We start from the raw sequence: 10689 nt of genomic DNA on the forward strand, positions 1-10689 counted from the left end.
TGTCTCGACCTAGGTGCCCGATTGTATTAAATGAGAACGACTGCGATAATCCGATGCAAACACAAATAATCTTTGCCTCATGAGCACAAATAAGATGATCGCCCTGATGGGTGAGATGGCCGTTTTCGTCAAGGTGGTCGAGACAGGCAGCTTTTCCGAAACGGCACGCCAACTGGGGGCGACACCTTCAGCAATCAGCCGGTCAGTGGCTCGCCTTGAGAAAGCGCTAGGTACGCGGTTGCTGCAGCGAACGACTCGCAAGCTGCGACTGAGTGAAGGCGGACATGAGGTTCATGCACGATGCCTGGACATGGTGAGCGCGGCGCAGGCGGTGCTGGAGGTGTCCGGGCAGTTCAGTCCTGAACCACAAGGGCTGGTACGGGTCAGCGTTCCGAAGGCAGTGGGCCGATTCGTTATTCACCCGCACATCCCAGACTTCCTGGCGCGCTATCCAAAAGTCGATGTGCAACTGCAACTCAATGACCGCTATGTAGACCTCATCGACGACGAGGTGGACTTGGCGATCCGCATTACTGACCGCCCCTCTCCGGGGTTGATGGGCCGACGGCTCGTCGACATTGACCATATGCTATGCGCGACGCCGGAGTACCTGGCCAACCGTGGGATGCCTGCGCATCCACATGACCTGAAGGCGCACACCTGTGTCTTTTTGGGTGAAGAACCTGGCGATTCTCGCTGGAAGTTCCTGCGGGGCGACAAGCGGGTCAGCGTCAGCGTACATGGTCGTTACGCGGTCAACCACACCGGGGCTCGGCTCGACGCTGTTCTGCATCATCTTGGTATCGGAAGCCTGCCATACTTCACCGCACGGCACGCACTACAACAGGGCCAGATTGTTCAGGTGCTCCCGGAGTGGGAATTCAAAACAAACTACTGCGGAGAGGCTTGGATTCTGTATCCGCCGAACCGACATCTCCCCCCAAAACTCAGCGCTTTCATTAACTTCATGGCAGAACGCCTAAGTGGCGAGCCGACCCTGAGCCGACCGGCGCGAAGGACGGAGCCCGCAGCTTCGCCATACGAGTCGCCGGAGGTCGCCAAATAGAAATAGGGGAAGCCCGCAGTTCCCTTTGTTTGCTGATGCCCCCGCCATGACCGGCGATTGTGACGGTTCAACGCTTCAGAGAACCGACACATGCAACCATTCAGCCACTTCCATCGCCATCTGGCGGGCTGCGGCCTGCTGATCGCAGCCGCACTGATGGCCGGCTGCGCCACGACGACACCTCCGCCGAAGGCTGCACCCATCGCGAAGCCGGCGACCGCACCGGCAAAACAGAAGCCGGAATTTGTTCCTGTCGTTCGCTATGGCCGCTATACCCTGGTCGAACTGGCACCGGCATCGGCACAGCAAGACCTGCTGTTGCAGGTGGTTGATGTCGCCATACCCGACACGCGCACCGCGACCGTGGGCGATGCGTTGCGGCACGTCCTGCTGCGCTCCGGCTACCAGCTCTGCTCGGTGGGCGAGATCACCGCACTCAATTCACTACCGCTGCCGGCATCCCACTATCGGTTGGGGCCGATGCTTCTGCGCGACGCCCTGCTGACGTTGGCAGGCCCCGCGTGGGATCTGAAAGTCGACGATGGCGCCCGCCGGATCTGCTTCACCCGCGCTCCCCAACCAACATCTGCTCTGATCCAATCGGCCTCGAACTCAGCCTCGAAGGCGGCCGGTCATGTTGAAAAACGCCCGCTCACCACGGAGGTCCGGCCATGACCATCATCCCCGGCTCCGGCCGCCGCTCGCGCGTACCGCTGCTGCGCGTGGCCACCATCACCTGGGGCCTGCTGATCAGCGCGGGAGCTGTCGTGAACCATGTGGCGCTGTCCAACCTTGCCACAAAGGCCGGCGGCAGCGCACAAAGCACGCAAGTCGCTGCCCTGGAGACCCGGCTGGCAGAACTGGGGCAGCAGCTCGAAGCGCAGCGTCAACAGCCCGACACGTTGACGACCGCGCAGTTTGAAACCGAGCGCCAGGCCATCGAGCAACGGGTTTCCAGGATCGAGCAGGCACTCGGCGAACGGCTGACGGCCGAAAGCCTTTCCCCATTGCATAGCCGCATCGAGCAGTTGGAGTCCCGCCTGACAAAAGCCGCTCAGGCCGCTCCCTCTCCAATCCGGACGCGGAAGAACCAAACCTCCAAGCCAAAGGCGGCAGTGCCTCCATTCAAGGTCATCGGCCTCGAAATGCGCGGCGGCGAACGCTTTTTGTCGATCCTGCCTACGGGAGCCGCTGCCTCACCCCTGACAGGCGTTCTACGGCCCGGCGAAACGGAGGCTGGCTGGCGACTGGAAACCATCGAAGACCACACCGCTGTGTTCCAGAACAACGGCCAGGTTCTTCGCGTGGTCGCGCCATAGGAGGGGCAGATGAACCGCAGGATCATTTTGCTTGCGTTGGCGACCAGCCTTGCCGTCGGTGCCATCTCCGCGGCAACGGCGCAGAACGCACGAACAGCCACTTCTCCGGTTGTTCCCAGCCAGGAACAGCCGGCAATCACGTCCAACAGCGATGAACAGAACGCACGCGACTGGGGACTTCGCCCGGAGGAATGGACGCGCTACCGGGAGGTGATGCGGGGGCCTCTGGGCATCTTCTCGCCCAATCTCGACCCGTTGACAGCACTTGGTATCGAGGCGCGTTCGGACGACGAACGTCGCCGCTACGCAGAATTGCAGGTGCAGGTCGAAGCACGTCGCGTCGAGAAAACACTGGCGTACCAGCGCGCCTACGACGCCGCCTGGCAACGCCTGCATCCCGGCATGCAGCGCGTCAATCTGCCGGGAGCCAACATCGCTTCCGGTGCGAGTGCCACATCAAGCGATGCGCGCCGTATGGCCGTATTCGTCAAGGACGAATGCGCCCCGTGCGGTCAGCTCGTCCAGCAATTGCAAGCTTCGGGAACCGAATTCGATCTCTACATGGTCGGAAGCCGCCAGGATGATGCCCGCATCCGCGATTGGGCGAAGCGGGCGCGGATCGACCCCTCCCGTGTTCGCAATGGCTCCATCACCCTCAACCATGACGCAGGCCGCTGGTTGTCACTGGGTCTGCAGGGAGATCTGCCAGCCGTCGTGCGGCAGATCGGCGATCAATGGCAACGGCAGTGAACCGCTACGCGCGCCTGCTCGCGCTGCTGGCCAGCTTGATGGCCGGAACCGCCCAGGCTAAGGCCCAGGAGATTCCGCCACCAGCCTACCAGCTCGCAGCGCAGCGCGCCGATATTCCGTCCCCGGTTCTGTATGCAGTGGCCTTACAGGAAAGCGGCCTGCAGCGTGGCGGCCGGCTGATTCCCTGGCCCTGGACTCTGAACGTGGCTGGCGTGGCCCGCCGCTTCAGCAGCCACGCCGAGGCCTGCGAAGGGCTGCGCAAGGCGCTGCGCGAAGTTCCACCAACACGTATCGATGCTGGCCTGGCTCAAATCAACCTGGGCTACCAGAAGCACCGCTACAGCCGCCCCTGCGATCTGCTCGACCCATACCGCAACCTCGCCATCGCGGCCGAAATCCTGCGTGAACAACACACGCCCGGCGAGGACTGGTTGGTCGCCATCGGCCGTTATCACCGCCCAGCCGGCGGCGCACCCGCTGCGCGCTACCGGCGCAGCGTCAGCCAGCACCTGGCGCGCGTGGTCGGTCCTTCCCGTGCTGACGCTTCCACAAGGAGGAATACACCATGAAGCCTGCCTTCGTAGGCGCCGTGAGGCCGATTCTTTGCGCTCTGTTGTGCGCCGCTGGTCTGCCAGCCCTGGCGGCGGGCCAGCCGCCTCTCGTCGTGGTCGAGGACCATGGAGGCACGTCCGCTCTGCCTTACTACCAGGCGCTGGACCTGCCGCCACGCAGGGATCAACCGGGTCCGCCACGGATCTCCGTACCGCCGTCCGGAGGCAAGACCTTCGGCGAAGCCGACATGCTGCCCGTGCGCTCGGAGCGGTTGTCGCCCGGCGATGAGCCTCGCCGGGTGATCCAGGCTCCGGGCCTGACGCCAGTCTTCCTCATCGGCGATGACGAACGCTCACGCGCCTGGCTGCTTGAGCGCAAGGCGGCGTTGACCGAAATCAGCGCCATCGGTCTCGTGGTCAATGTCGGATCGGCAGAGGCACTGGCGGGACTGCGCAAGCTGGCGCCCGAGCTCACCTTGTCGCCCGTATCGGGTGACGACCTCGCTCAGCGGCTCGGACTGCGACACTACCCGGTCCTTATCACCGCCAGCGGCATCGAGCAGTGAGCAAGCCGTCATGGCCCAGCCTCATGCGGTCGAAGTGCTGCTGCGGCCAGCGGTGGAGCTATACACCGTTGCGGTTTGCGCCGGCGCCGCGCTGGTGTGCATGGTGGCACCATGGTCGCTCGCGTTAAGCCCGCTGCTGGGATTCGGCAGCGCTCTGGCATTCCTCGTGTTTGGCGGCATCCGCCTGCGCGACGCGATGGCCATCCTGCGATACCGCCGCAATATCCGCCGCCTGCCTCGCTATGTCATGACCAGTCGCCAGGTGCCGGTCAGCCGGCAGCGCCTGTTCATCGGCCGCGGCTTTCGTTGGGACCAGCGCCACACGCACCGGCTGATGCAGACCTATCGGCCGGAATTCCGGCGCTACGTCGAGCCGACACCGATCTACCGCCTTGCCCGGCGCGTTGAAGAGCGCCTGGAGTTCGCACCGTTTCCGCTTTCGAAGCTCGCCCGGGTGATTGCATGGGACAACCCATTGAATCCCGCGCGGCCGCTGCCGCCAGTGGGAGGCATGCCACGCCTGCACGGCATCGAGCCGCATGAGATCGACGTCACCCTGCCGCTCGGCGAACGGGTCGGCCACTCGCTTGTGCTGGGCACCACGCGCGTCGGCAAGACCCGGTTGGCCGAGTTGTTCATCACGCAGGACATCCGCCGCAAGAACGCCGCCGGCGAGCATGAGGTCGTGATCGTTTTCGACCCCAAGGGTGACGCAGACCTTTTGAAGAGGATGTACGTCGAGGCCAAACGCGCCGGGCGCGAGGGCGAGTTCTATGTGTTTCATCTCGGATGGCCCGACATTTCTGCGCGCTACAACGCCGTGGGGCGTTTCGGCCGCATCAGTGAAGTGGCGACCCGCATCGCAGGGCAGCTTTCGGGCGAAGGCAACAGTGCGGCATTCCGCGAATTCGCATGGCGCTTCGTCAACATCATCGCAAGGGCCCTGGTGGAACTGGGGCAGCGGCCGGACTACCTGCTGATCCAGCGTCATGTGGTGAACATCGATGCCCTGTTCATCGAATACGCCCAACACTACTTCGCCAGCCATGAGCCGAAGGCGTGGGAGGTCATCGTCCAGCTCGAAGGCCGCATCAATGACAAGAACACGCCCCGTCACATGATGGGCAGGGAGAAGCGCGTGGTAGCGCTGGAGCAATATCTCTCCCAGGTGCGCGTGTACGATCCCGTTCTCGATGGCCTGCGTTCGGCAGTGCGCTATGACCGCACCTACTTCGACAAGATCGTCGCGTCGTTGTTGCCGTTGCTCGAAAAGCTCACGACCGGCAAAACCGCGCAGTTGCTCGCGCCGAACTATTCCGACCTGAACGATCCGCGGCCGATCTTCGACTGGATGCAGATCATCCGCAAGAGGGCGGTCGTCTACGTTGGCCTGGATGCGCTGTCGGATGCGGAGGTCGCCGCAGCGGTCGGCAACTCGATGTTCAGCGATTTGGTATCCGTGGCCGGGCACATCTACAAATTCGGGATCGATGACGGGCTTCCCGGTGCGGCCTCCGGCGTGAAATTGCCGATCAACGTCCATGCCGACGAATTCAATGAACTCATGGGCGATGAATTCATCCCTATGGTCAACAAGGGCGGCGGCGCCGGCCTGCAAGTCACGGCCTACACCCAGACCCTCAGTGATATCGAAGCGAGGATCGGCAACCGTGCCAAAGCCGGCCAGGTGGTCGGCAACTTCAATAATCTCTTCATGTTGCGCGTGCGCGAAACAGCCACGGCAGAGTTGCTGACCAAGCAACTTCCAAAGGTCGAGGTCTACACCACGTCGCTGATGAGCGGGGCCACCGACAGTTCCGACATTCGCGGGCAGACCGATTTCACCAGCAACACCCAGGACAGGATCACGACCACCAGCGTGCCGTTGATCGAGCCGGCGCACGTGGTGGCACTACCGAAAGGACAGGCCTTCGCATTGCTGGAGGGTGGAAACCTCTGGAAGGTGCGCATGCCGTTGCCGGCGCCGGACCCCGACGAGGCGATGCCCAGGGATCTGCAACAGCTGGCGGGCTACATGCGTCAGCATTACGTGGAGGCTGGCGACTGGTGGGAAAACCAGGGACTTCCCGGCCTGCAGGATGAACCGCTGCCGGACGACCTGCTGGACGACTTTCGGCACATCACCTCGGCCACGGCCGATGGCGAGGCGGTCATATGAATGATCCGGCCGCCACCGCACAACGCCAGCAGAACCGCCAGCAAGGTCTGATTGCCAGCACCATCACGCTGCCGTTTCGTCTGTTCGGCGTTCTGTGCGGCTCGCTGCTCCTTTGCATCGTCATCGAATGCGTGGGCATGCACCTGTTCTGGCCGGACCAGGGATGGCGGCACGCACAGGGCATGCTCGACTATGAACTTGCCCAGCTCTCCGGTCATTTCACCCGCAGCGCTCTGGTGCAGGAACCGGGACGCACTGCGCATTGGCTGGTCGAACAGGCCTACGAATGGATCTTCATCAAGACAGGCTTACTGGAGTGGATGCGCAACGCCGCGAACCAGGCCAGCGCCCCCAGCCATAGCGGAACACGCGATTTCCGGTACTACATCAGCCAGGCATATGTCTGGATAGAAAGCTACCTGATCGCCGCAGCGTTCACGACCCTGGTGTTCATCGTGCGCCTGATGGTGCTGGTGCTGACATTGCCGCTGTTCCTGATGGCCGCCTTCGTGGGGCTGGTCGACGGCCTGGTGCGCCGCGACATTCGCCGTTTCGGCGCCGGGCGCGAATCCGGCTTCATCTATCATCGCGCCAAAGCATCGCTGATGCCGCTGGCCGTACTGCCCTGGGTGATCTATCTGGCGCTTCCTGTGAGCATCAGCCCCTTGCTCATCCTGCTGCCGAGCGCGGTGCTGCTGGGATTGGCGACGGACATCGCAGCCGGAAGTTTCAAAAAGTATTTGTGACCTTAATCCTCTTCAGATATTTCCGATGCAATTCCCCTCGGAAATATTGATCGGCCATAACGATCAATTTTCACTTATTGATCTGTGAAAACATTTATGAAAAACGAAATACTTCTGCCATGATGGAATTCCGCCCGGTACTTCACAATGAGGAAGCCCGGAGTGGAATAGCGACCAACACCATGGAAACCCCCGCCCGCGCTTTCCTAGCCGGGCTTTTTCGTCTGGTCGCAGAGGGCTTTTCCGACAAACAGCACAAATCGCCAACAAGGAGGGCCATATGCTCATTTTGACGCGCCGCATTGGCGAGACCATCCATATCGGCGACGACATCACCGTCACTGTTCTTGGCATCAACGGCCAGCAAGTTAAATTCGGAACGAGCGCGCCGAGGGAAGTGGATGTTCATCGGCAAGAAATCTACGAGCGAATTCATCCCGGAAGTGCCTCGCATTTCTCCGGCAAGCACCCTTACTAGAAGCTGCGAAAACGGGCGCGTCTATTAGCGCCCATATCCTACAGACTGAATCAGCCGAGAAACGCTTTCGCAAGCGACATCTGCTCATGCTCGAACGCCGGCGCAAAGTCGTCCAGCTCGTTCGAGCGCAGCCCCACCGCCGCACCAAGCGCGACCTGCCGCCAATCCAGCACGGCGGCATGCACCTCCGCCAGCACAGCCAGCGCATCGTTCCTGCTCAATGAAAAATAGGCGCTTCGGGCCAGCAGCATCTCAAGGTCGGTGATCGGTCCGTCCTGCTCCGACAGCCAGGTCTTCGATTCCCGATCCTTGTCGGGGAAGGGATTGATGTCGAAGGCTGGCGCCAACCGCCAAAGTCCGTTTTCAACGTGCAGAAAACCATGGTTCTGCAGGTGGTCATCCACATTGGTGATTAGCAGGTTGAAGACCAGCCGCCGCCACAATTGCTGCACGTCCGCAGTTGGTGAATGTCCCACGGAACGGATGGCGTCGGCGATCTCGGTATAGCTCCGGTCCTCTTCTCGTGAGGCCTGGAGCAAGGATGCAGCGGACTGGTACGGAATGCGTCCATCGACCCCATCGCGATCGAAGCGGCGAATGACCGCGACCGGCGTGCCCTCGATCTCGACGATGCGGGCAGGCGCGGCATCGATGCCGGCGCGCTGCGCCAGGCGCAGGGCCAGCACCTCGCCGCGCGTCACGCTGCGCGCATCCCCCACGCTCGGGAATTTTCCGATCGCCAGCGCGCCATCCTCATCGACCACCGTGCTCTTGGGACGCATGCCGCCAAGCGAAGTGCCCTTGCCTTGCAGGTAGCGCAGATCCTCGGTGCTTTCCTGACCCTGCTCGACCGCGCGGCTCGCCTGGTAGATGCGCTGCAGTTCCAGAAGCGGCGGCGTGCTGCGCCGGCCTTCATCGACCGTCCTGCAATAGCGCCCATCCTGATCACGCAGACGCAACGCGCCCACCCGGCTGAAATCATCGACCGCCAGCAGATAATCCAGCTCGGTCAAGGGTGCGAGGGCCACGTTGTCCTTGCGGCGCTTGGCGTGGTCCCGCGCGATGACCCTGCGCCCCCAGGCGTCCGGAGCCGTATCGGCAATGGCGAAGTGAAAGGCCGAATCGTGCGCTGACGGCGCACGGCGCGGCTGATAGCCAGAGTGAAGCGCAAGGTCGGCGGACACATTGAACCCGTCCGGGTTTGCCAGCCAGCTCTGGTCGTAGGCAAAGGTGGCGTTTTCTCGGCGTCCCTGCTTGACATAGATAAGGGTGCCGACAGGCGTGCCGGCCTTGCCGATGCAGACCTGGATCTGCTGGCGTATCGAAACTGCGGATTTCATAGCGCCCCCGATGTCGGCGGCTTGCTGCGCACGCGTTTGGGAAGGTGTTCGTCCATCAAGGTCAGGCCGATGTCGTCGCGCGCGGTATCCAGCAGCCCGGCCAGGGCCTGTATCTCGCCAAAGACATGCAGGGCGCGGGCGAAGAAATGGATAGGCACGCGCACATCGCCTTTTTCCATGCGCCGGACGGTAGACACGGATGCGCCCATCCGCTCGGCCAGCGAGGCCTGCGAAATCCGGCGGCGCCTGCGCGCCAGCGCGACGTCGCTGCCGAGCTTGCGGATCGCACGCTCGACGGGCAACGGCAGTGGCGCATCTAATTTATCGCTCCCACGGGAGCGCTTGTCGTCGTTATCTGTCTTCATGAGACGGATTATTGCATCACTCGCCCAAACTTTCAATAACCGTTTCCAACAGAGCGAAATTAGCGCATTAGCACTCTCATAGGGACGCTTCTGTGCGCTTTCCACATGTCTTGCCCGCTGCGCGGCGTGCCTGTTTCCAACGCAAGCGTGCAAGCCGCGTTCGATCCCCACACCGCGCTCCAACACCCTGCGGAGCACCCAGAACCGACCGTAGCCGATACCTCATGTGCGCCTCCAGACGCACACACCCCCGGCATCCCAAGAATGTGGTGAGCCGCCAGTTCCCATTGTTTGCGGCTTTCACGCGCTCTCCGCCGCAGCATCAAGCCATTACGCATCAACGGGGAATGCACGATGGCACGGTCCTACCGCTTGGCACTTGCAAGGCGCAGCGCACTCGCGGCGCTGCTGCTTGCCGGCCTGTCGACGGCTCTGCCGGCGACCGCGGCCGACGACAGCAATGAGAAGGAACATCTGGCGGCAGTCGTTCGCCAGCTGGACCTGCTCGATCGCCTCGCGAAACAGTCCGCGGCGACCGCATCGCAGGAGCGCGCCCGCTATCACTTCGACTACACGCGCCTTGCCGCTGACCTGCAGCGCATGCGGGCCGGCATCAACGACTACCTGACGCCGCAGCGCGCCCAGCCGCGCGACCCCGCGGCGTTGCAGGGCGACTACCGACAGGACTCCGAACAGGAGCCGAAGAAATGAATGCCAGCCAGATCGCCGCCTTCCAGGCCAACGGCGGCTTCACCCCATCCGCCGTGTCCGTCGTGCTGGTCGGCGCCGTGTTCGCGGTCCTGCTGCTGTGGGGCGTGTGGTCGCTGCGCACTGCCTATGTCGGCTGGTCGGAGCAGCGGATTTCCCAGCGTCAGTTCCTCGGCGTCGCGGTGCGTTTTGTCGCGATGTACGTCGTGCTGACTTTCTTCCTCCTCTCGTAACGCAAAGGCTCACATCATGAACCCGGTTTTGCATCCCTTCCGCTCCACTCGCATCGCAGCCCTGGCGTCCCTGCCGGCGTTTGCCATGCTGAGTTCACTCGCCCAGGCCCAGGGCCTGCCCACGCTTGAAGACCCGTCGCGCGGCACGGGCTCGGGCATCATGGATACGCTGCGCAACTACGGCTACGACATCGTGATGCTGATCGCCTTGCTGGTGGTCGCGTCGATGTTCGTGGGCGTGTGCTACCACGCCTACGGCACGTATGCCGAAATCCACACAGGCCGCAAAACGTGGGGACAGTTCGGCCTGACCGTTGCGGTTGGCGCCGTCCTCCTGGTCGTCGGCATCTGGCTGCTCACCGAAGCCACCGGCGTTCTGTGAGGGTCG

14 protein-coding genes are annotated in these 10689 nt (G+C 62.7%); 12 read left to right on the forward strand and 2 right to left on the reverse strand.

The features are described from left to right. Positions 1-79 precede the first annotated feature (79 nt). The 9 genes from BPET_RS06795 (at position 80) to csrA (ending at position 7655) form a co-directional block, all read left to right on the forward strand. Positions 80-1066, forward strand: a complete 987-nt coding sequence (locus tag BPET_RS06795) for a LysR family transcriptional regulator (RefSeq protein WP_012248327.1) — start codon at positions 80-82, stop codon at positions 1064-1066. A gap of 90 nt (positions 1067-1156) precedes the next feature. Then, the gene (pilL2, locus tag BPET_RS06800) at positions 1157-1741 is read left to right on the forward strand and encodes a PFGI-1 class ICE element type IV pilus protein PilL2 (protein ID WP_012248328.1); all 585 of its coding nucleotides are present in this window, start codon (positions 1157-1159) and stop codon (positions 1739-1741) included. Then, on the forward strand, positions 1738-2385 hold the full coding sequence (locus tag BPET_RS06805) for a hypothetical protein (RefSeq protein ID WP_012248329.1): 648 nt from the start codon (positions 1738-1740) through the stop codon (positions 2383-2385). The genes pilL2 and BPET_RS06805 overlap by 4 nt, the downstream gene beginning before the upstream one ends. Before the next feature lie 9 nt (positions 2386-2394). After that, positions 2395-3135: a TIGR03759 family integrating conjugative element protein gene (locus BPET_RS06810; RefSeq protein ID WP_012248330.1), complete on the forward strand. Its 741-nt coding sequence runs from the start codon at positions 2395-2397 to the stop codon at positions 3133-3135. Further along, positions 3120-3704: a transglycosylase SLT domain-containing protein gene (locus BPET_RS06815; RefSeq protein ID WP_012248331.1), complete on the forward strand. Its 585-nt coding sequence runs from the start codon at positions 3120-3122 to the stop codon at positions 3702-3704. The genes BPET_RS06810 and BPET_RS06815 overlap by 16 nt, the downstream gene beginning before the upstream one ends. Then, complete coding sequence (locus BPET_RS06820; protein WP_012248332.1) at positions 3701-4252, forward strand: integrating conjugative element protein; 552 nt, start codon at positions 3701-3703, stop codon at positions 4250-4252. Before BPET_RS06815 ends, BPET_RS06820 begins: the two co-directional genes overlap by 4 nt. A gap of 10 nt (positions 4253-4262) precedes the next feature. Further along, positions 4263-6431, forward strand: coding sequence for a type IV conjugative transfer system coupling protein TraD (gene traD / locus BPET_RS06825; protein ID WP_012248333.1), 2169 nt, complete (start codon positions 4263-4265; stop codon positions 6429-6431). After that, the gene (locus BPET_RS06830) at positions 6428-7177 is read left to right on the forward strand and encodes a TIGR03747 family integrating conjugative element membrane protein (RefSeq protein WP_012248334.1); all 750 of its coding nucleotides are present in this window, start codon (positions 6428-6430) and stop codon (positions 7175-7177) included. Before traD ends, BPET_RS06830 begins: the two co-directional genes overlap by 4 nt. Before the next feature lie 280 nt (positions 7178-7457). After that, a complete protein-coding gene (gene csrA / locus BPET_RS06835) occupies positions 7458-7655 on the forward strand; it encodes a carbon storage regulator CsrA (protein WP_012248335.1) in 198 nt (65 codons plus the stop codon). A 50-nt stretch (positions 7656-7705) separates the two neighbouring features. Here the strand turns inward: csrA and BPET_RS06840 are convergent, their stop codons facing one another. Continuing rightward, positions 7706-8995, reverse strand: a complete 1290-nt coding sequence (locus tag BPET_RS06840; RefSeq protein WP_012248336.1) for a type II toxin-antitoxin system HipA family toxin — start codon at positions 8993-8995, stop codon at positions 7706-7708. After that, positions 8992-9465: a helix-turn-helix domain-containing protein gene (locus BPET_RS06845; RefSeq protein ID WP_331386526.1), complete on the reverse strand. Its 474-nt coding sequence runs from the start codon at positions 9463-9465 to the stop codon at positions 8992-8994. The genes BPET_RS06840 and BPET_RS06845 overlap by 4 nt, the downstream gene beginning before the upstream one ends. 249 nt (positions 9466-9714) lie before the next feature. Here BPET_RS06845 and BPET_RS06850 point away from each other — a divergent pair, with 249 nt between their 5' ends. The 3 genes from BPET_RS06850 to BPET_RS06860 are packed head-to-tail and all read left to right on the forward strand — an operon-like array spanning position 9715 to position 10683. Further along, complete coding sequence (locus tag BPET_RS06850; RefSeq protein ID WP_012248338.1) at positions 9715-10071, forward strand: integrative conjugative element protein, RAQPRD family; 357 nt, start codon at positions 9715-9717, stop codon at positions 10069-10071. Beyond that, a complete protein-coding gene (locus tag BPET_RS06855; RefSeq protein ID WP_012248339.1) occupies positions 10068-10301 on the forward strand; it encodes a TIGR03758 family integrating conjugative element protein in 234 nt (77 codons plus the stop codon). Before BPET_RS06850 ends, BPET_RS06855 begins: the two co-directional genes overlap by 4 nt. A gap of 13 nt (positions 10302-10314) precedes the next feature. After that, complete coding sequence (locus BPET_RS06860; RefSeq protein WP_041862767.1) at positions 10315-10683, forward strand: TIGR03745 family integrating conjugative element membrane protein; 369 nt, start codon at positions 10315-10317, stop codon at positions 10681-10683. Positions 10684-10689: the final 6 nt, after the last annotated feature.

Source organism: Bordetella petrii (assembly GCF_000067205.1).
GTDB lineage: Bacteria > Pseudomonadota > Gammaproteobacteria > Burkholderiales > Burkholderiaceae_B > Bordetella_A > Bordetella_A petrii.

Bases quoted from the DNA above. Each gene is read 5' to 3' on its own strand.
- BPET_RS06795 (WP_012248327.1), top strand. From the start codon at position 80: ATGAGCACAAATAAGATGATCGCCCTGATGGGTGAGATGGCCGTTTTC.
- pilL2 (WP_012248328.1), top strand. From the start codon at position 1,157: ATGCAACCATTCAGCCACTTCCATCGCCATCTGGCGGGCTGCGGCCTG.
- BPET_RS06805 (WP_012248329.1), top strand. From the start codon at position 1,738: ATGACCATCATCCCCGGCTCCGGCCGCCGCTCGCGCGTACCGCTGCTG.
- BPET_RS06810 (WP_012248330.1), top strand. From the start codon at position 2,395: ATGAACCGCAGGATCATTTTGCTTGCGTTGGCGACCAGCCTTGCCGTC.
- BPET_RS06815 (WP_012248331.1), top strand. From the start codon at position 3,120: ATGGCAACGGCAGTGAACCGCTACGCGCGCCTGCTCGCGCTGCTGGCC.
- BPET_RS06820 (WP_012248332.1), top strand. From the start codon at position 3,701: ATGAAGCCTGCCTTCGTAGGCGCCGTGAGGCCGATTCTTTGCGCTCTG.
- traD (WP_012248333.1), top strand. From the start codon at position 4,263: ATGGCCCAGCCTCATGCGGTCGAAGTGCTGCTGCGGCCAGCGGTGGAG.
- BPET_RS06830 (WP_012248334.1), top strand. From the start codon at position 6,428: ATGAATGATCCGGCCGCCACCGCACAACGCCAGCAGAACCGCCAGCAA.
- csrA (WP_012248335.1), top strand. From the start codon at position 7,458: ATGCTCATTTTGACGCGCCGCATTGGCGAGACCATCCATATCGGCGAC.
- BPET_RS06840 (WP_012248336.1), bottom strand. From the start codon at position 8,995: ATGAAATCCGCAGTTTCGATACGCCAGCAGATCCAGGTCTGCATCGGC.
- BPET_RS06850 (WP_012248338.1), top strand. From the start codon at position 9,715: ATGGCACGGTCCTACCGCTTGGCACTTGCAAGGCGCAGCGCACTCGCG.
- BPET_RS06855 (WP_012248339.1), top strand. From the start codon at position 10,068: ATGAATGCCAGCCAGATCGCCGCCTTCCAGGCCAACGGCGGCTTCACC.